This window comes from Opitutaceae bacterium, assembly GCA_041395105.1.
GTDB lineage: Bacteria > Verrucomicrobiota > Verrucomicrobiia > Opitutales > Opitutaceae > B12-G4.
Map to the genome: position 1 here is coordinate 808,372 of JAWLBB010000002.1, position 20,376 is coordinate 828,747.

The 20,376-nt window shown below is 62.1% G+C and carries 16 protein-coding genes; 11 read left to right on the plus strand and 5 right to left on the minus strand.

Annotated features, from left to right (window positions below; all coding sequences use genetic code 11):
• Positions 1 to 13: 13 nt before the first annotated feature.
• The 3 genes from R3F07_10305 (at position 14) to R3F07_10315 (ending at position 2,590) form a co-directional block, all read left to right on the plus strand.
• A complete protein-coding gene (locus R3F07_10305) occupies positions 14 to 940 on the plus strand; it encodes a diguanylate cyclase (protein ID MEZ5276759.1) in 927 nt (308 codons plus the stop codon).
• Positions 937 to 1,536, plus strand: a complete 600-nt coding sequence (locus R3F07_10310) for an HD domain-containing phosphohydrolase (GenBank protein MEZ5276760.1) — start codon at positions 937 to 939, stop codon at positions 1,534 to 1,536. Before R3F07_10305 ends, R3F07_10310 begins: the two co-directional genes overlap by 4 nt.
• Before the next feature lie 73 nt (positions 1,537 to 1,609).
• Positions 1,610 to 2,590 (plus strand): uroporphyrinogen decarboxylase family protein, encoded by a 981-nt coding sequence (locus R3F07_10315; protein MEZ5276761.1) that lies wholly within the window; start codon positions 1,610 to 1,612, stop codon positions 2,588 to 2,590.
• Between the two features lie 463 nt (positions 2,591 to 3,053).
• On the opposite strand, the gene R3F07_10320 is transcribed toward R3F07_10315, so the two are convergent.
• The 4 genes from R3F07_10320 to R3F07_10335 all read right to left on the minus strand — a co-directional run bounded on the left by R3F07_10320 (position 3,054) and on the right by R3F07_10335 (position 11,629).
• A complete protein-coding gene (locus tag R3F07_10320) occupies positions 3,054 to 5,585 on the minus strand; it encodes an alginate lyase family protein (GenBank protein ID MEZ5276762.1) in 2,532 nt (843 codons plus the stop codon).
• Positions 5,586 to 5,997: 412 nt separating this feature from the next.
• Complete coding sequence (locus tag R3F07_10325) at positions 5,998 to 9,249, minus strand: ribonucleoside-diphosphate reductase subunit alpha (protein ID MEZ5276763.1); 3,252 nt, start codon at positions 9,247 to 9,249, stop codon at positions 5,998 to 6,000.
• A gap of 46 nt (positions 9,250 to 9,295) precedes the next feature.
• Complete coding sequence (locus R3F07_10330) at positions 9,296 to 10,381, minus strand: ribonucleotide-diphosphate reductase subunit beta (GenBank protein MEZ5276764.1); 1,086 nt, start codon at positions 10,379 to 10,381, stop codon at positions 9,296 to 9,298.
• A gap of 540 nt (positions 10,382 to 10,921) precedes the next feature.
• Positions 10,922 to 11,629 (minus strand): DUF1080 domain-containing protein, encoded by a 708-nt coding sequence (locus R3F07_10335; GenBank protein MEZ5276765.1) that lies wholly within the window; start codon positions 11,627 to 11,629, stop codon positions 10,922 to 10,924.
• Positions 11,630 to 11,720: 91 nt separating this feature from the next.
• Here R3F07_10335 and R3F07_10340 point away from each other — a divergent pair, with 91 nt between their 5' ends.
• The 7 genes from R3F07_10340 (at position 11,721) to R3F07_10370 (ending at position 18,257) form a co-directional block, all read left to right on the plus strand.
• A complete protein-coding gene (locus tag R3F07_10340; protein MEZ5276766.1) occupies positions 11,721 to 12,560 on the plus strand; it encodes an XdhC family protein in 840 nt (279 codons plus the stop codon).
• Positions 12,557 to 13,192, plus strand: a complete 636-nt coding sequence (locus R3F07_10345; protein MEZ5276767.1) for a nucleotidyltransferase family protein — start codon at positions 12,557 to 12,559, stop codon at positions 13,190 to 13,192. Before R3F07_10340 ends, R3F07_10345 begins: the two co-directional genes overlap by 4 nt.
• Positions 13,189 to 13,854, plus strand: a complete 666-nt coding sequence (locus R3F07_10350) for a (2Fe-2S)-binding protein (protein MEZ5276768.1) — start codon at positions 13,189 to 13,191, stop codon at positions 13,852 to 13,854. The genes R3F07_10345 and R3F07_10350 overlap by 4 nt, the downstream gene beginning before the upstream one ends.
• Before the next feature lie 29 nt (positions 13,855 to 13,883).
• A complete protein-coding gene (locus R3F07_10355; GenBank protein MEZ5276769.1) occupies positions 13,884 to 16,052 on the plus strand; it encodes a xanthine dehydrogenase family protein molybdopterin-binding subunit in 2,169 nt (722 codons plus the stop codon).
• Positions 16,049 to 17,011, plus strand: coding sequence for an FAD binding domain-containing protein (locus R3F07_10360; protein ID MEZ5276770.1), 963 nt, complete (start codon positions 16,049 to 16,051; stop codon positions 17,009 to 17,011). The genes R3F07_10355 and R3F07_10360 overlap by 4 nt, the downstream gene beginning before the upstream one ends.
• A gap of 177 nt (positions 17,012 to 17,188) precedes the next feature.
• A complete protein-coding gene (locus R3F07_10365; GenBank protein ID MEZ5276771.1) occupies positions 17,189 to 17,395 on the plus strand; it encodes a hypothetical protein in 207 nt (68 codons plus the stop codon).
• 31 nt (positions 17,396 to 17,426) lie between these two features.
• Positions 17,427 to 18,257, plus strand: coding sequence for a class I SAM-dependent methyltransferase (locus R3F07_10370; protein ID MEZ5276772.1), 831 nt, complete (start codon positions 17,427 to 17,429; stop codon positions 18,255 to 18,257).
• A gap of 314 nt (positions 18,258 to 18,571) precedes the next feature.
• Here R3F07_10370 and R3F07_10375 read toward each other — a convergent pair whose 3' ends face one another.
• Complete coding sequence (locus tag R3F07_10375) at positions 18,572 to 18,919, minus strand: cupin domain-containing protein (protein MEZ5276773.1); 348 nt, start codon at positions 18,917 to 18,919, stop codon at positions 18,572 to 18,574.
• A 141-nt stretch (positions 18,920 to 19,060) separates the two neighbouring features.
• On the opposite strand from R3F07_10375, the gene R3F07_10380 reads away from it, so the two are divergent.
• A complete protein-coding gene (locus R3F07_10380) occupies positions 19,061 to 20,359 on the plus strand; it encodes a Gfo/Idh/MocA family oxidoreductase (GenBank protein MEZ5276774.1) in 1,299 nt (432 codons plus the stop codon).
• The last annotated feature ends 17 nt before the right edge of the window (positions 20,360 to 20,376 follow it).

Genomic DNA, 20,376 nt, shown 5'->3' on the forward strand with positions numbered 1-20,376 from the left:
CCGGCATTCCTTCATGACGACACCACCCTGCCGCGTCCTCCTCGTTGAGGATGAGCCAGTAACTGCCGCGGTGACCCGACGGATGCTCGAGAAAAGCGGCAAGGGGCGCTATGCCATCACCCACACCGCCTCTCTCACCGAGACCCTGAACGCCCAACGCGACCAGGATTTCGACGTCGTCCTGGCCGATCTCAATCTCCCGGACAGCCACGGTCTTGAAACCACCGAAGCCATCGTGGCGGCCGATTCCGAAGCCGCCGTCATCGTCCTTACCGCCAACGAAAGCGAAGCGGACGGCATCCGGGCCGTTCAACTCGGCGCCCAGGATTATCTGATCAAGGGAGCGTTCAGCGCGGAGAGCCTGAACCGGAGCATTCTCTACAGCATCGAACGCCACCGGCTCCAGCGGACCATCCGCCAGCTGGCTGTCATTGATGAGCTGACCGGGCTCTACAACCGCCGGGGCTTCAACTCGCTCAAGGACGACATGCTTCAGCGGGCCCGCACCAGCCCCCACGGGGGATTCCTCTGCTATTTCGATCTCGATAATTTCAAGTTGATCAACGACCGGATGGGCCATGCCACCGGAGATGAGGCCCTCAAGGATTTCGCCGCCGTCCTCCGGCGCGTCTTCCGCAAGGATTCCGCCCTCATCCGGCTCGGCGGCGACGAGTTCGTCGCCATCGGCCTGGAGGGCCGATCAGGCCTTCTCCAGGAATACCTCCAACTGCTCGAAGCCCTCCTTCACGATCGCAACCGCGAGCGACCCAAGGATTGCCGGATCCAGACCAGCCTGGGCATCACCACTTTCGACCGGCGCTCCAAGCTCAATATGGACGAGGTTCTCGCCACCGCCGACAAGAAGCTCTACGATGACAAACGGCGCAGGCATCAGGCTGATGATGCCGTCGTCCACTTTCCCGGAAGGGCCAGCGCATGATCCCCTCCACCCTGCACAAGCACGAGACCGAGATGATCCTCCGGCTTCGGAAGGTCTGCGAGGCCCACGATCCCGGAATCACCCGCCACCTCGACAACGTGGCCCACTTCTCCGCGGAACTGGCCCGACTCGCCGGCCTCGCTCCCGAGCAGGTAGGGCATATCGCCCTCGCCGCCCCACTGCATGATCTCGGAAAAATCGGACTGCGGCGCACCCTCCTGGAAAAACCCGGCATCCTCGATCCGAATGAGATGATGATCGTCCAGTCCCATACGCAGATCGGACACGATCTCCTCGCTGGAAGCCCCTGGCCGATCATGCAGTGCGCCGCCCGGATCGCCCACTCCCATCACGAGAACTGGGACGGCACCGGTTATCCGAACGGACTTCGCGGAGAAGAAATCCCCCTGGAAGCCCGGATCGTCGCCGTCGCCGATGTCTACGACGCCCTCCTCGCCGACCGGCCCTACAAACCCGCCTGGCCGGAAGACCGGGTCATCGCCGAACTGACCCGCCTGCGCAACGTCAAGTACGAGCCCGCCCTGATCGACCTCTTCCTGGCCCACCTGCCCCAGATCCGCTCAAAGGCCGCCTGAGCGTCGAAGGCCGGAATCCCCGGGGAATCCGTTCCTGATTGATCGGGTCCACCGAATCATTCAGGATGAATGGATGACTCCACGCGAAATTGTTTCGCGAACCATCCGTTTCCAGGGCGCCGACCGCATGCCGTTCGATCTCGACCCCGCCCACGGCAGCGACTTTGTCTGGGTGGGGATGAGCCCCTCGCCCGATGACCGCCCCCGCAACAGCACCGGACGCGATGAATGGGGCTGCCTCTGGGACAATATCGGCGTCTCCAGCCTCGGCGAGGTCAAGGAGCCGGCCCTCCCCTCATGGGACGACTGGGACCGCTTGAGAATCCCCGACATCACGGAAACCCGTCGATGGACGGGGCTCGAATCCGCCTGCCGCGAAGCCGGCGACCGCTTCATCCTGACCTACGGTCTCTCGATCTACGAGCGGATCCACTTCATCCGCGGCCTGGAAAATGCCTGGGTCGACATCCTGGAGGAACCGGAGAAGCTCTGCCGTCTGATCGACATCCTCGTCGAGATGAACCTGTATGCGATCCAACGATACGCCGAGGCCGGGGCGGACGGCTTCATCTTCTGCGACGACTGGGGCCTGCAGGACCGGTTGATGATCGCTCCGGAAACCTGGCGATCCATCTGGAAACCACGCTACGCCCGGATGTATCGGGCCGCCCACGATGCCGGCCTCCTCACCTTCCTCCACAGCTGCGGCCACATCGTCAGCATCCTCGACGATCTGATCGAAATCGGACTCGACGTCATCCAGATGGATCAGCAGGAGAACATGACGGTCGAATCGCTCGGCGAACGTTTCGGCGGACGCATCACCTTCTGGTGCCCGGTCGACATCCAGCAGACCATGGCCCGGGGCGATCCCGACGAGATCCGGGCCTATTGCCGGAAAATGGTCGCCCATCTTGGACGACCCAACGGGGGCTTCATCGCCAAATGGTACAGCGATCCGGCCGGTGCCGGTCACACCCCGGAGGCCATCGAGGCGATGTGCGACGAGTTCGTGAAGATCAGCCGGGAGCAACGGCAAGCGGTGGCTTCCTGAACAGACCGGTCGCGCACAAGTGTAGGAGAGGCCTGCCATGAGCCGGTCGAATGGCTATACGCCTCGATCACCCGCCAGGGTGTAGCCACTTCGCTGTGTCGAAGTGCCACCTGACCCTATGAACGCCGGCAGAGCGGCGATGCGACAACACCCTGCCGCGGCTTTCCCATCACAAAGAAACCCGTCTATGCTAGAATGGCGCTTGGTTAAGGGAGCTTGTCGTTGTTTTGTCTCGGACAACCGTTGCGGCTGGCCGGGGACGTCCAGCCCTACCACGGATGCTCTGATTTCGGTTGGTAGGGCGAGGGCCTCCGGACTCGCCGTCGAAGAGCAGTCAACACCTCGTTGGCTGATCCGACTCTTTCGCTAACTAAGCGCCATTCGTCTATACTACGTATTGTTTGTATCTTTGCTACGTTGCATCCTACGGTTTGTTCTTTATTCATCAACCAAACGTAGCAACCTACGGTTTGTTTCCAGCGACCTCGCCGGTCTCCGGCCGTAGGACAAACGCCTCCAGCTGATTCGACGCAACCCGCAGACACTGACGGGCCGCCTCCAGCTCCGGGTCGCCATAGACGCCTCCGCCGACGGCGAGGACCACGGTGATGAATTCCTCCTGCCACTCCGTCTCCTGCGGATGATTCCAGCGCTCCGGATCACAGACCGAGGGCAGAAGATAACCCAATGCATTCCGGAGCGATCCGCCCTTGGGGTTCATATAGGCGAAAAGATCCACCCCGACCCGCCGGCCGATCAGGCCCAGCTTGAAGAAATGCTCGAGGTTTTCCGTCGAATAACTCCACGTCCGGGTGCGGCGCAGTTCCTGCGGTTGGGCACCGTCCGCTTCGAACTGCCGGTCAATCCGCGCCCGGGTCACGGTTTCCAGATAAGCACGCAGCGCGTCTTCCTTTCCGAGAAAACTCATCAGGGCCGCCACCTGCAGGTCATAAGCCGTGCCGTGGTTGTTCACGGATTCCGCTTCATCCCGACCGTTCGGAGAGGTCAGCAGCCAGTCCAGGTAGCGCCCGAACCAGTCGCGAAGAGCGGCGGCATCCTCTGCCGGGAAGCCCGGTGAGGACTCGAGCAGGGCGACCGCGTCGACCAATTCGGCGAAGGGATGGGTGTCGATGATTCCGGTGCCCCGCCCCTCACTCCGCCCCGGAATGGCCTGGGCGTGGCGCAGGTGCGGAGTCATCCCTGTTTCCGGATCAAGAAACCAGGTCCGAAGCAGTCGATGTCCCCAGGCGGCATACCATTCATCGCCAGTCACCGCATAAGCCAGACCCATCACTTCGACATCCCCGATCATCCCGAGCAGGGGCTCGCGATCGGATACAAGGTCGCGCTCCGGATTGAACTTTCCGTCGATCAGAATGTAGGGAAGGCCGTCGGGTGATGCGGGGTCCGGCCACCAATACGGCCCCGTGCTGTAGTAGTCGTGCGGATTCCCGCTCGGCGGCAGGGCGTCGTTGTCGGTCACCGCGTAAACCGCTCCTGCCGCCAGGATGGCGTCGGCATGATCGGTCAGGGATCCTTTCAATGCCTTCGTCTGCCCGCTCTGGGCTCGGGCGAGTTCCAGCAACCGTGCCCGCTCGATCAGCGAAAGTCCCGGCAGGGACAACTGCCAGACCGGGCCCACCTCCTGCGCCCGCGGCCAGCTTTCCGTCGGTCCGACCTCACCCGCCGAACGCCAGGCCCACGGTCCGGTTGCCCCATACTCCGGCTCCGTCCACTCAAACAAGCCGCCCGGTTCGATCACCCCTGTATCCACTCCGCCTTCGTAGAGGTTGTCCTCGAAAACCACATCGTTCAGCCCGCCGGCCACCGCCACAACACCGTCACCCCCCACCCGGAAGAGGTTGTCCCGGATCCGGATTTCGGCCGGAAGAAGCGTCCGTCCGCGTCCGCCGAACCCACCGTTCAGATAGATTCCGTTACCCGAATTTCCCTCAAAGAGATTGGACTCGATCAAGGCGTTATCCGCCTTGAAATAGCCGTTCAGCGGAGAGTCGGGAATCCCGCAATAGAGGACGACCACGCCCCCGGTCCGCCCGGTCAATCCGCCGTAGTAATTCCGGCCGACCCGGTGCCCTTCCCCGATCACCCGGACACCCCCGCTCCCGGCCTTTCCTCGCCCAATGAAGAAATTCGACTCCACCGTGGAACGGTTGCCGTGCCTCAGGGTGACCGTCCCTGATGATTCGAGAAAGAGATTCCCCCCGATCCGGTTCCCATCCGTCTTGGAGGAGATGATTTCGGTCTCTCCGTCGCAACGCACAAACCAGTTCCGTTCAACCACACAGCCACTCTTCTTCAGGGAATCCGGACTCTGCCCGATCTGGATCATCTCGAACCCGTTTCCCGTTCCGGGTGCCCGATCACGGAAGTGATTGTGGTGAATGAGGTGCCCGGGGCCTTGCTCATCCACCACGATCTGCACGGTGACTCCGGAGTGGTTCTGCCCGGCGAAGAGGCAATGGTCGATTTCGTGTTCGCGACCCTGAAGCCTGATCCAGGCATAACGGATTTCCGGCCGATCCGGGTTGCACGCTTCGAAGGCACAATCGGTCAACCGGATGCTCGCAGCCGGCCGGCCGGATCCCCCGAGCTGCACGAGGGCAGAGGCGCCGTCCACCACCGTCGCGTCCACGAAGCGCAAACCCGCGATGACCCCATGCTGGCCCTCCACCGCCAGTCGCGTCGTCCCGCCCAGGATCGTCTTCCCGGGCACCGCCGCCGCGATGGTGATTGGGTCCTCCGCCGTTCCGGCAAAGGAAAACGCCAGGTCGAGATCCTTCCATTCACCCGCCGCCAGGAGAATCCGGTCGCCCGGCCCAGCGGAAGAGATCGCTTCCCGGAGCGCCGCCTCCGAAGCCACCTCCACCTCTGCGGCGGAGATAATCGATGCAGCCCGGAAGAGGAGACCCCCGATCATCATCCAACGCGAAAGCGCGCTCCCGCTTGTTCGGGTCCGTCCGTCCGAAATGGTCATGCCCCGAGTATCAACCCCTTCACCGCGACGGCAATGGTGGATTGGGATGAGGGCATCGCCGGAAGAGTGGGTTTCGAAATCCACACTTTCAGCCCTCCCTCGGCTGAAGCGCAGGAAAGAGCCAGAAAGCATCCATCAAGCAGTAGGAGAGGCTTTACGCCTCGATTTCAGAGCCCAAAGAGCAGAAGGAAGAATAACTGCAAAGAACCAAAGAACGAAAGGACCTTACCCGGTGGAGCAGGGAAAATCCCTCCATTTCGATCTCCCTTCCGTTCGTCCGTTCCTGGCAGTTCTCAAACTTCCCAACCCGCACCGCCAAAAAAAGATGCCGCGGATTGCTCCGCGGCATCTTTTCCGGTCACAGGGACCGATCTTCAACGAGGTTCGACACCAAATTCGTTTTGACCGCCCGCTACTGGCAGGCCTCGCATTCCTCTCCGTTGCGCATGGCTTCGATGCTGCAGGCCACCCTCTCCGCCTCGGTATACTCGCGCTTGCCCGTCTCCGGCGAGGGAGCCCCCAGCAAGCTGGCCTTGACCTCCTTCTTCACCGAGACAGTCGCCTTCTCGATATTGGACGCGCCAAGGGTCCGCAGGTAATAGGTCGTCTTGAGACCGCGCCGCCAGGCCGCCCGGTACATGTGCGAGAGGGTTTTCATCTCGGGATGACCGAGGAAGAGATTGACCGATTGGGACTGGTCGATCCACTTCTGCCGGCGGGCCGCCGCGTCAATCAACCAGTTGTAGTCGATGTCGAAGGCGGTCTGGTACTTCTTCCGCAGGTCTTCCGGCATGCCTTCGATATCCGCAAGCGAACCGTCGAAGTACTTGAGGTTGTCCACCATCTCCTGGTTCCAGAGACCGCGGGCCTTGAGATCGCGCACCAGATGGGCGTTCAGGACAATGAACTCGCCCGACAGATTGCTCTTCACGAAGAGATTCTTGTAGGCGGGCTCGATGCACGGCGAAGTTCCCGTGATGTTCGAGATGGTCGCGGTCGGCGCGATGGCCAGCACATTGCTGTTGCGCATGCCCTGCTTGCGGATCTTCTCCCGGACCGGCGTCCAGTCCATGCGCCCGCCCCGGGGCACCTCCACCGTGACTCCACGCTGCTCCTCAAGCAGATCCAGGGTGTCCTGGGGCAACAGCCCGCGATCCCACTTCGACCCCTTGTAGGTGCTGTAGGTGCCCCGCTCCGCCGCGAGGTCACTCGAGGCCTCGTAGGCGTAATAGGCAATCGCCTCCATGGCCTCGTCATTGAACTCGACCGCCTCCTGGGAGGCAAACGGCGTGTTTCGGACGTAAAGCGCGTTCTGCAGGCCCATCACCCCCATCCCGATCGGGCGGTGCCGCTGATTGGACCGCTTGGCCGCCTCCGTCGGGTAGAAGTTGATGTCGATCACGTTGTCGAGCGCCCGGACCGCCACCTGGATCGTCTGCCGGAGCTTCTCGTGGTCGAGATTGCCTTCATGATCGAGGTGCGAGTCGAGGATGACGCTGCCCAGATTGCAGACCGCCGTTTCATCCGCTCCGGTGTTCAGGGTGATCTCCGTGCAGAGATTGGAGCTGTGCACCACCCCGACATGGTCCTGGGGGCTGCGGATATTGCAGGGGTCCTTGAAGGTGATCCAGGGATGCCCGGTCTCAAAGAGCATCTGGAGGATCCGCTTCCAGACATCGAGGGCCGGAACCTTTCGTCCGTTGATCTTCCCCTCATCGGACATCTTTTCGTAGGCGATGTAGCGCTCCTCGAAATCCCGGCCGTAGGTGTGGTGAAGATCGGGCACCTCGCTTGAGCGGAAGAAGGTCCAGTCCTGCCGGGCCTCCATCCGCTTCATGAACAGGTCGGGGATCCAGTTCGCCGTATTCATATCATGAGTACGGCGGCGTTCGTCGCCCACGTTCTTGCGCAGTTCGAGGAAATCGTAGAGGTCGTTGTGCCAGGTTTCCAGGTAGGCGCAGCCCGAACCGCGCCGCTTTCCGCCCTGGTTGACCGCCACCAGCTGATCGTTGTGCAGCTTGAGGAAGGGGATGATGCCCTGGCTCTCGCCGTTCGTTCCGTTGATATGCGAGCCGGTCCCGCGGACACTCGTCCAGCTGCCGCCGAGGCCGCCGGCCCACTTCGAAAGATAGGCGTTTTCGGCGATGCCGCGCTGCATGATGCCTTCGATCGAATCATCGACCCAGTAGAGGTAACAGGAGGAGAGCTGCGAATGCAGGGTGCCCGAATTGAAGAGGGTCGGGGTCGACGAGCAGAAACGGCGGCTCTTGTAGAGTTCGTAGAGAGAGATCACCCGGTTCTCGCGCTCCTCCTTCTCATCGATGAAGAGCCCCATGGCCACCCGCATCCAGAAGATCTGCGGGGTCTCAATCCGCCTCTGCCTCGTGCCGGTCTTGTCGACGATGAGGTAACGGTCGTAGAGGGTCTGGATCCCGAGGAAGTCGAGCTCGAGGTCGGCCGACGGATCCAGAGCCGCCGCCAGTTTGCCCAGATCGAATTCGAGCATCCGCGGGTTGAGCCGCTTGATCGCAACCCCGTGCTTCAGGTATTTCGAGAGATACTTCAGGTGGAAGGCCTTCAGGGCGGAGATCCCGTCCCGGACAATGTCCCAACCCAGGACTTCTTCGTAGATGAAGGTGAGCTGGATCCGGCCCGCGAATTTCGCGAAATCGGCGTCCCGCTCGATCAGGGTCTTGGCATTGAGGACCAGCGTGCTGTTCAATTCCGCCTGGTTGATCTCGTCGAAAATCGAACGGCGGATCTCAGCCTCGATCTCATCCGCCGTCAGGCAGAGGTCCAGGCCGATCATTGCGAACTCGATCCGCTTCTTCAGGTCGATTCCGTCCCAAAAATAGGTTTCCCCATCCGGACGCCGGACCACCACCATCGATTTCTGTTCAACCTCGACCCCGGGTTCCGCCTGCTCCTTCAGCCGTTGCTGGGCCCGGCGCGCCCGGTAGAGGATATAGTGCTCGGCCAGCTTGAAATATCCCGCCCGCATCAACTCCTCCTGGACCATGTCCTGGACTTCCTCGATCCGCACAAAGGCATGGTTGTTGTCCAGTACCCGACGGGTTACCGCATGGGCGATGTCCGGAGCGGGGGACGAATCGGCTTCCATCGAAAGGAAAGCCTTGCGGACCGCGATCTCGATCTTGGCCTCATTCCAGGGGACGACCTGGTTGTTGCGGCGGATCAGGCGGACCGGCACCGTCGGCGGCGCAAACTCGGTCGTCATCTTGCGGGAGCGATGCACCAGGATGCTCTTGGCCACGTCCCAGGCATTGTTCGCCACCAGCGTCCGCTCAATCAGGGTGTAGAGATCGTTCAGCGCCACCCGTACGGTCTTGTTGTCCGTCGCACTCGCTTCCAGCCGCGCTCCGACCTGACGGGCGATCCGCTCCACCCAGCGCTGGTTTTCCTCGGTGAAGATCTCCTTTTCCTGCCGCGAAAGCAGGACATTGGTCAGGGCCTTGCCCACCGTGTCGATCACTTCCCGAAGGTCGAAATCCTCCTCACCATGCGGACAGACGACCCGGATTGACGACCCGGCGGGCGGATCCTCCCGGACGACGCCGCGCCAGTTGTAATTCGGTTTCTGATCACCGGGGGAAATGACGGAATGCTTGAGGGCGAGATCCTCTTCGAAGCGGGGATTGAGCATGACTGATCGGTCCTTACAAAAATGAACGTGAAGTGATAGAAAGGGTTCAGAGCTCGTCGTCGTCGACGGTCTGAAGAGCGGACGACTTCTGGTATTCGGTGACGCGGCCCTCGAAGAAGTTCTGCTCCTTCTTGATGTCCATCATCTCCGCCAGCCACGGGAGCGGGTTCTTCACTCCGGGCGTGAGAGGAGCCAGCCCGACCCCTTCGAGGCGCCGGTCCGCGATGAAATCGATGTACTGGATGAACTCATCCTTGGAAAGTCCGACCGAATTGACCGGCAGGCAGTCCATGATGAATTCACGCTCCAATTCGACGGCCTGACGCATGGTATCCCGCAGCTCTTCCTTGAAGGAATGCGTCCAGACATCCGGATTCTCGTCGACCAGGTCCATGAAGAGCGCCCGGAAGAGCTCGATGTGGTTGGACTCGTCCCGCAGGGTGTAGCGGAACATCTGCCCGATGCCCGGGAACTTGTTCTGCCGGTAAAGCGATAGCACCATCCCGAAGAGTCCATAGAACTGGGTCCCTTCCATGCACTGCCCGAAAACGAAGATATTCTTGGCCAACAGCTGCTTGTTCGCCGTCACCGTCAGGTCGAGATCGCGGCGCAGCTGCTTGGAAATCCCGGTCACAAACGCGTTCTTGCGGCGGATCGTCTCGACATCCTCAAACATCGCCTCGCATTCATGCGGATTGATCCCGAGCGAGCTGATCATGTAGAGGAGGGAATCCGCGTGGATGTTCTCCTCATGCGCATGCCGGCCGAGAACCAGCTTCAACTCGGGCGCCGTCACCATCTCCCGGACCACGTGCAGGATATTGTCGCCGACAATCCCTTCCGCCGCCGAAAAATAACCGATTCCCATCATGATGATCCAGCGCTCGATCTCGTTGACCACCGCCGGGTCTTTCCACTGCTCGATGTCCTTGCCCATCGGGACATCCTCGGGCTCCCAGTGGTTCGCCTTCATCGTCCGGTAGAGCTCGTAGGCCCACTGATACTTGAGCGGCAGCAGGTTGAAGGTCATCGTGTCACGGCCGAGAATGACCCTCTTCGCGTTGAAGGCGTCCTCCGCCTTGTCCTGATCCAAAATGAACTTTCGGTTACCGATTTCGTAGACTTTCTGCATGTGGGAAGAACTATGGAATTGCGGGAAAAAGAGATGGATATCGACCGCTGAAAACGGCCAAACCGTCATATCGAAGATGTTGCAGGGGAAAGACCACCTTTACTTATTAACGAGTTGCTAACCACAAGATACGGTGGTCCCGGAAAGCATGAACCACTAGATATGGTTCCGACTTCCCTGCCGTCAATGCCTTTTGGCCATTTTCTGTGAAGAAAATTCCGCCCTCTTCCCCGCAGTCCATGCCGGACCATCCTCAGCCCCTCCTGGGGTGGTCTTCAGGACGGATCAGGAGTTGTAGCGGCGGCAGTCTCTTGCCGCAAACCCACGTCGACACGCCCCAAGAGATCCGGCTTCGCCGAAGCTACGCCGTGACAGGCAGGGGCGACTACACCTGACAATTGAACGAACAAGAAATTCCGGTTCTGAGCCGGAAAATCGGCTTGATCCGGGACCATCCCGGGCTGACCCGTCACTAAATCCTCCGCGGTCGCGCGGGAGCAACCCTTCGATCACGTGGCCGACTTCTATAATGCGCCGTCCCTACAGTCGTCGCAGCAGGATGCGCCGGAAGGCCACCGCATCCCCGTGGTCCTGCAGGACGACATGCCCGCTCGCGGCAACTCCAAATTCCGGATACTTGGCGAACTTGCTCCCTGCGACCAGGGCGCGCCCTTCCTCACCCGCCAGATCGAGATCCGCCGTCACCACCCCGTTCAACGCAAAGGTATAGCGCGTGCCCACCACCCGGATCCAGACCCGGTTCCAGTCCAGGTGCCGCAACTCCAGGCCGTCTGGAACCGGTACCAGATCATAAAGCGCTCCTGCCGCATGGACCCGCTTGACCTTAGACGCATCCACCGGGTCATAGATCTGCATTTCCGGGCCGCTGTGCCACGGATCTGTCGTCTCCTCGGATGCTCGGACAATGATGCCGCTGTTCCCGCCGGCCGAAACCGCCCACTCCAGGTAAAGCTCGAAATCACCGAAGCTTTCCAACGTCATCAGATTCCCTCCCTTGCCCGAACGACGCAGGACACCGCCCCGGGCTACCCATCCCTCGGGAACCGTCTCCATCCGGAATCCGCGCCAGCCCGAAAGGGTCTCCCCGTCAAACAGCGCCGTCCATCCCCCGATTCCCGCCTCCGGGCGCTCCACCGGGGGCAACGGCCTGACCCCTTCATTCGAAGCGGCCGCAATGACTGATTCCAGAAACACACAGCCAATCAACCCGATCCGGACAGTATTCATGTCCCCGATCAAACGACGGATGAGGCCCCACGTCGAGAGCGGATAGAACTTGCACCACCCTCCATCACCCTTCTTCCTTGCCGGGGAACCCATGATGATCGATCTGATGGAATCGTGGCTTGCCGCAAGGCGCGATCGCCGGCCCTGCGCCCTCGCCACCATCGCAGCGGCGTTCGGCTCCGTCCCCCGCACGGCAGGAACCAAAATGCTCATCCACGCCGACGGATCCACCAAAGGCACCGTCGGCGGCGGCAAGTTCGAGGCTCTCGTCATCGCCGACGCTCTCGAGGCGCTGAAATCCGGTCGGCCCATCCTCAGGACCTATCCCCTGCGCGAGGGGCTGGAGGATTCTTTCGGGGCAATCTGCGGCGGGGAGGTCACCGTTCTGATTGAACCGCCTCCGCCCGCCCCGCGACTCACCCTGGTCGGCGCCGGACACTGCTCCCGGGCCATTGCCCACCTAGCCGCAACCTGCGGCTTTCAGATCACCGTGATCGACGACCGGGCCGACCTCACCCGCAGGGAGTCCTTCCCCGAGGCCGATCAGCTCCTCAGCGAGCCGGGGATGCTGGAGTATCTCAAGAACCGCCCGTGGACGAACGAGGATGCCGTCGTCCTCGTCAACCGCAGCTACGACCTCGACAAGAACGCGCTCCTCTCCCTCCTGCCCTCCGCCGAAGCCATCGGCTACCTCGGCATGATCGGCAGCCGCCGCAAGGTGCGCCGGGTCTTCGACGAATTGAAGGAGGCCGGATCACCCGTTCTGCCCACCCACCGCGTGCACGCCCCGATCGGCCTCGATCTCGGCGCCGACTCGCCCGAGGAGATCGCCGTCAGCGTCGTCGCCGAGATCCTCCTTGTCCTGCGCAAGGCCTCGGGCGGACACCTGGCCATCGTTCCAAAAGCGGAACCACCGATCGATCAATCTTGAGAAAGCCCGCAACCCCTTTCCTCTGTGGCGCGACCATCCTCGCGGCCGGTGCCTCGAGCCGGATGGGACAGCCCAAACCACTGCTGGCTTGGGGAGAGCACACCGTCATCGGCCATCTGACGTCACTCTACCGCAGGCTGGCCGGTCAGGTGAGGGTGGTCTGTCGAGCGGACGACGCTCCTCTTCTGGCCGAACTCGACAGAATCGGGGTCCCTCCTTCCGACCGTGTTTTCAACCTCGAAGCCGCATCCGGCATGTTTTCCTCCGTCAAAGTCGCCTTGCAGCAGCCGGGCTGGCGCGAAGGGACGACCCATATCGTTCTTGCCCTCGTCGACCAGCCCCAGATCGACCCGGAGTCGATCGCTCGGCTTCTTGAGGCCGCACGCTCCAATCCAGGCCGGATCCTCCTGCCGCTCTATGAAGGAAGGCGCCGCCATCCGATTGTCTTCCCGGTGGTCCTCGCCCCTCTGATCGCAGGCAATGCCCGTTTCGAGACCCTGCGGGACGCCCTTCATGCCCACCATGAAAGCGTCATCGCTTTACAAGTCGCCGATCCTGGTTTATCAACAGACCTCGATACGCCCGCGCAATACGATGCGGCCGTGAAACGCTTTTTGCCCGATCCCCCATGAGCCAGAAAGAGCCGCATTTTCCCGGCGCTGGAAAAGTCTCCCGCCGCCATTTCATCAAAGGTCTGGGCACCGCCGCCGTGACCACCGCCACCCTCGGCGCCGAGTCCGTCGCCGAGCAACTTGGCCAGGTCAACCAGGAGAAGGTCCACGGTCCCGGTGCGGTCCCGATCAGGCTCCAGGTCAACGGAGATACGATCGACCTTGAGCTCGAGCCGCGCGTCACCCTGCTCGACGCCCTGCGCAACCACACGCCGCATACCGGATCCAAGGAGGTCTGCGATCGCGGAACCTGCGGCGCCTGCACCGTGCTGATCGACGGCACACCTGTCTACGCCTGCATGACTTTGGCGATCGAAGCCCAGGGCAGGGCCATCACCACGGTGGAAGGACTCGCTCAAGGCGGTGAACTGACCCGCGTTCAGCAGGCTTTCATCGACAGCGATGGCCTCATGTGCGGCTACTGCACCCCCGGCTTCCTCATGAGCGTGACCGCCCTGCTCGAGAAGAACCCCCACCCTTCCGAACAGGACGTGCGGAAGGCCTGCAGCGGCAATACCTGCCGTTGCGGCACTTATCCTCGCGTTTTCGCCGCCGCCCTCGAGGCAGCCGGCGTCAAGACGGCCTCCAAATCCACCGTCGTGAAGCTCGAACACCTCACCTGAAGCCCCGTCGTCAACAGCACTTTACCATCATGGCCTGGCCCAAAGAAACCAAGTTCCTCGGTAAACGAACCACCCGAATCGATGGCATCGCCAAAGTGACCGGGACCGCCAAATACTCGTCCGACGTCCAACCGGAGGGCTGGCTCTTCGGGATGATTCTCCGCTCGAAATGGCCCGCCGCCCTCATCCAGTCGATCGATCTCGATAAGGCGCGAAAACACCCCGGCATCAAAGCCGCCATCCTGATCCGCGAAGGCAGCCGGAACATCCGGTATTACGGGGAAGAACTTGCCGCCGTGGCCGGTGTGTCCAAACAGGCCTGCCTCGACGCGCTCCAATTGATCCGGGTCAAGGCCAACTCTCAGCCCTTCGTGGTCAATGAGGGGGTCGCGATGGCGGAGGGCGCCCCAAAGGTCTTTGAAGGCGAATCAAACGTCGGCGAGGCCACGCTGGAGCAAAGGGGCGATCCCGATGCAGCCTTTGCCGCCGCGCATACCGTGGTTGAGGGCTTCTTCTCCACCCAGATCCAACTCCACCACCCCCTTGAAACCCACGGGACCACCGCGGACTTCCGATCGGACGAGCTGACTTCCTGGGCTTCGACCCAGGGCATCTTCAGCGTCCGCGATGGCTTGGCCGACGCCCTCGAAATTCCTCAGAACAAAGTCCGGGTGATCAGCGATTTCATGGGAGGCGGCTTCGGAGCCAAGTTCGGAGCCGGAGTCGAGGGAGTCGTCGCCGCCCGTCTCTCCAAGGAAGCCGGCGCTCCGGTCAAGCTGATGTTGACCCGGTTCGACGAAGCCCTCGCCGTCGGCAATCGACCCTCATCGTTCCAGCGGATCCGGCTCGGCTCTGACCACGAGGGCAAGCTGACCGCCTTCGACATGGATTCGTTCGGCTCCGCCGGCTACGCCAGCGGTGGCGAGACCGCCGGCGGTGGAGGGGGGGCCGGTTTTCCCGCGCCCTATATCTACCCGATCGAAAACGTCCGGGTCAAACAGGCCGGCGTGGCCATCAATGCGGGCTCCGCGCGCGCCTTCCGCGCACCCGGCCACCCCCAGGCCTCGTTCGGGATGGAATCCGTCCTCGATCAGCTGGCCGCCAGCCTTGGCATGGATCCGCTCGAGATCCGCTTGAGAAACGATCCCTCCGAAACCCGCCGCAAGGAGTACAAACTGGCGGCCGAGAAAATCGACTGGGCCGGCAAATGGCATCCGCCCGGTAAGACTCCCGGACCGATCAAGTCGGGACTCGGCTGTGCCGGAGCCACCTGGGGAGGAGGAGGGGGAGGAACCAAGGCCGAGGCCATCGTCAACTCGGACGGCACGGTCGAGATTCACTGCGGCACGCAGGATCTGGGTACAGGGACCAAGACACTCATCGCGGTCATCGCCGCCGAACTCTTCGGTCTCGAACCGACCGATATCATCGTCCGGATCGGCGACACCCGCTTCCCCCCGTCCGGTGGAAGCGGAGGCAGCACAACCGCCGCCTCGGTCTCGCCCGCCATCTACGACCTCTGCCAGAACGTGATCGCCGAGCTCGAGAAGGTCAGCGGTCTGGAGGATGTCCGCGGAACCAGCTGGAAGGCCGCTTGCCGCAAGATCGGCATCAATCCCCTGACCGTTCAGGGTCAGTGGCAGAAGGGACTCTCCTCCTCCGGCGTCGGCGGTGTCCAGATGATCGAAGTCGACGTCGACACCGAAACGGGCTTCGTCCACGTCAGAAAAGTGGTCTGCGTTCAGGACTGCGGCCTCATCGTCAACAAGCTGACCTGCGAAAGCCAGGTCAACGGCGGCATCATCATGGGGCTAGGCTATGCCCTCTACGAAAACCGGGTGATGGACGATGCCACCGGCGTGGTCCTCAACCCCAATTTCGAGACCTACAAGCTTCCCGGAGCGGCCGACATCCCGGATATTGAGATCTACCTCATCGACATGCCCGAGCGCGGCGTGATCGGCGTCGGTGAACCCGTCACCATCCCGACCGCCTCAGCCGTCGCCAATGCCGTCGCCAATGCCATCGGTGTACGGGTGGACAGCCTGCCGATCACCCCCGACAAGGTCCTCGCCGCCCTCGGCAAGGTGCCCAACCGGACTCCCGAACTGGCCCGCGCCGCCTCGCAGAGACTCTTCGAATCCTTCAATCGGATTTCCCTTTCTCCCTTCGCCCAAGACAAGGTTCTTCCCGTATGAAACCCTTCGCCTACGTATCTGCCCAAAGCCCCGAATCGGCACCCGAAATGGTCCGCGACAAAGGGGCCTGGCTCGCCGGAGGCATCGACCTCCTCGGCCTCCTCAAGGAATCGTTGATCGAGAAAACGACTCTCGTGAACGTCAAGGGACTGCCGGGCACGAATGCGATCACTCCCGGTCAGGCCGCCTGGACAATCGGCGCCAATACGACCATCGCCACGATCGCCGCCCATCCCGGTATCCGGAAGACCTTCCCGGGACTGGCCGAGGCCGCCGCCGAAGTGGCCTCCCCCCAGATCCGCAATGTTTCCACTCTCGCGGGCAACCTCGCCCAACATTCCCGCTGCTGGTATTATCGGCACCGCGATGTCAAATGCCTCAAGAACGGCGGACCCACCTGCTACGCCCGAACCGGCGAGAACAAATACCACAGCCTCTTCAGCGGAAATCCCTGCATCAGCCCCGTCGTCTCCAATCTGGCCACCGCCCTCTCCGCCTTCGATGCCACCGTCGTCCTCTGGCGCCGTAATAAGGAAATCAGCCTGACCATGGCGGAACTCTACGAAAACGCCTGGACCAATCCCCTCGCCCACCATTCCCTTCGAGACGACGACCTGATCCTGCGCGTATCCATCCCGACCGACCGGACACACAGCGCCTATCTGCAGGCGAGTGAGCGAAGCGATTTCGACTGGGCCCTGGTCAGTTGCGCGGCCGCCGCCCGATTGGACTCCGGTCGCCTGAGCGATTGCCGGGTCGTCCTCGGCGCCGTCGCGCCTGTTCCCTACGAGAACGAAGAGGTGAACAGCTTTCTCAACGACAGGATCCTCGACCAAGCGACCGCCACGGAAGCCGCCGACCTGCTCCTGGCCCCGGCTGAACCGCTGGAGCACAATGGCTACAAGATCCCTCTGGCCAAGGCCCTCGTCCGCCGAACCCTCCTCCAACTCAATCACTGACCACCATCCTCTCCCCAGGAGTGCCGCCGACTGTAGGAGAGGCTTTACGCCTCGATTCCGAAGACCAACCGGCCTCTATCCGCCACTCCTTTGATTCTTCCGTTCTTTGTAGTTCTCCACCACCCCGGGAATCCTTCCCGTCACGAACTCAAGCCCCTTCCGAAGCCTTCACCGACCATGCCAGACACACCATGCAGACACCTCCGGACGAAGAAACTCTACGTCCCTTCCCTGAGCGCGGAAGCCCTTCAGGAAAAGCAACAGGCCGGGGCCTCGGCCCATTGCTGGTGCAACAAGACCATGACAGAAATCGGTTTCGACGACAAACGGGTCAGCGTCGCGACGTGTTCCCGGTCCGACCGGGATTGCTACAGGGAATCCTGAAGCCGCTTTCGCCTTCAATCCCGCATTAAGGTTGAGCGACGCAGACCCAGCCGACTGGTACGCGCACCCGCTCTATTACGACATCGTCTTCGATGGCGATACCGGGAAGGAGGCGGACTTCCTCGAAGCCGTCCTCAAGCACTACGGGCCGACAGCCAGGGGAGCCAAAGCCACCGTTCTCGAACCCGCCTGCGGCAGCGGACGACTCGTTCTCGAACTGGCCCGCCGCGGACACCGGGTCGATGGGTTCGACCTCAGCCGACCAATGCTGCGCTACGCCCGCCTGCGGCAGCGCGCCCAGCCCCCCGCCATCCGGAACCGCATCTCCTTCCGCGAGGCCCGCATGCAGTCCTTCCGGCCAATGGCCAATCATTACGACCTGGCCCATTGCCTGCTCAGCACCTTCAAGTACCTGCTGACCGGGAAGGACGCCGCGGCCCACCTGCGCCGCATCGCCCGGGCCCTGAAACCGGGCGGCCTCTATGTCCTCGGAATCCATCTCGCCGATTACCGGAACCGCCGCCGCGACCACGAACGCTGGGTCGGCGAACGCGACGGCATCCGGGTGACCTGCGACACCCGCACCGGCCCGCCCAACCCCCGGACTCGGATCGAACATCTGAGCAACCGGCTTCGCGTCCGCCGATCCGGTATCCGTAAAACGGAGACCATCACCACCCGCTGGACCTGCCGCACCTACGATGCCGGTCAATTGGGTGACCTGATCGCGTCCATCCCGGAATTCGAGATCGCCGGATCCCACGACTTCACCCACCAACTCGCCATCCGCCGCCCCTTCGACGATTCCCAGGAAGACCTCGTCCTCGTCCTCCGCAAGCGGATCAAGAGGGAATTGTGCTGAGTTAAGCCGATCCTTCGGCTCAGAACAGGCATTTTCAGCTCATTCATCTCGTGGATGTAGTCGCCCCAGTCTCCTGGGGCGTTCCGACGTTGGTTCGCGGCAAGAGACTGCCGCGGCTACAACCCGTGACCCCTCTTGAACACTCCTTATCCCGGTGCCATTCACTCTTGACCCCGCCGCGCCGTCCAATTCATGAACGCCGACACAACGGTGTTGCGCTACAAATCACGGAAAGGATCGAACACCCGCGCGACTGCAAAGGTTCCGTGAGTTACCTTCCTTTCTTCCCTTCTTCCTATCCTCCCCTCCTCTTCCTAGGGCCGATTGATCGTCAGCTCACACCCGTCCACTTCGTCGGCGATGATGTAGAAGAACAACTCCGCGGTCTCGCTGGTGTTCAGGATATGGTGAAAGGTTCCGGGATGCTGGATGAAGCAATCCCCGGGTCCGACCTCGAAGACGTCGTCGTTCCGCTCAACCCGCCCTTCTCCGGAGATGATGATGAAGAACTCGGTCATCTTTGAATGACTGTGGTGCGGGCAATTGTATTTGCCAGGCGCCACCACGGTGAATTCCACATCGAAAGGGTGACGGTGCTTCTTCGAATATCCCAACGCCACCGACAGGTGCCGACGCTTCCGGTCGTAACGCCCATCCCCCACTGCTGGTGCTGGACCGGCACTTCGCTCAGATTGATCTTGGTTGGTTCCATGACGGGACGATGCCCGGACGTCATTTCAGGTCAATCCGGGCTTCCCGTCCGTCCCGATCTGCCTTATGAATCACTGATCCCAAACCCACCCATGAACCCTTCGCTTACCCGCCGCCAGTTCCTCAAGAATTCATCGGCCGCCGCCGCGGTCGCCGGCCTCTACGCCATGACGCCGAAAGCCCGCGCCCAATCGGACGACAGTCCGGATATCGTCCGCGTCGCCGCCATCGGCTGCGGGGGCAGGATGAGCACGGATCTGAAGAATTTCATCGAGGCCTGCACCCTCCTGGGCCTCCGGGCCGAAATCACCGCCCTGGCCGACGCCTTCCCCGACCAGACGGCCAGGACCGCGGACCGTTTCGGCGTCCCGGCCGGCCGCTGCTTTTTCGGGTTCGGCGCCTACCGTGAAGCCCTCAAGACCGATGCGGAATTCGTCCTCCTCGCTACCCCGCCCAACTTCCGTCCCCTCCACCTTGAGGCTGCCCTTGAGGCCGACAAACATGTCTTCATGGAGAAGCCGGTCGCGGTCGATCCCGCAGGCTGCCGCAAGGTGATCGAGCTCGGCGGCGTGGCCGAGCGAAAGCGTCTCGCCATCGTGGCCGGAACCCAGCGGCGCCACGAACTGAATTACCTGCAGAACGCCGCCCGGGTCCAGGCGGGTGCCATCGGCCAAATCCTTGGCGGAGCCGTCTACTGGAATGGCACCGTCCCGTGGATCTACGAACGACAGCCCGGATGGAGCGATGCCGAATACCTCGCCCGCAACTGGGTCAATTTCTGGGAAATGTCCGGCGACCACATCACCGAACAGCACGTCCACAACCTCGACGTGGCCAATTGGTTCATCGGCCGTCCCCCGGAGAGCGCCCTCGGCATGGGCGGCCGCGCACGCCGGGAATCCGGCAACCAATACGATTTCTTCAGCGTCGACTACGACTACGGAAACGGCGTCCACATCAACAGCCAATGCCGGCAGATCTCCGGTTGCTACGACCGGGTCGGTGAATTCTTCCGCGGGACAAAGGGCGAGGTCCACGGCGGTGGCCGGATCACCGGACTCGACGTCCCCATTCCCGATTTCAAAGTCGCTTCCGAGAACGGGACCGTCCAGGAAATGGTCGATCTGATCAACAGCGTGATCGACGACCAGCCTCTGAACGAAGCCCGTCAGGTGGCGGAATCCACCGCCACCGCCATCATGGGCCGCCTCTCCGCCTATACCGGGGAAATCGTCCGCTGGAGCGACATGATGCTCAACCCGGAATCCGAGTTCTACTCGATCAGGGCCTTACCCGCCGCCGGAGATTTCGAAACCGGAACCGTCATCCTCCCACCGGAGAACACCGTCGCCCTGCCCGGCGACGGCGAGCCCATCCGCCGCAGAGGCTGAGGGCGGAGACCCAGGAA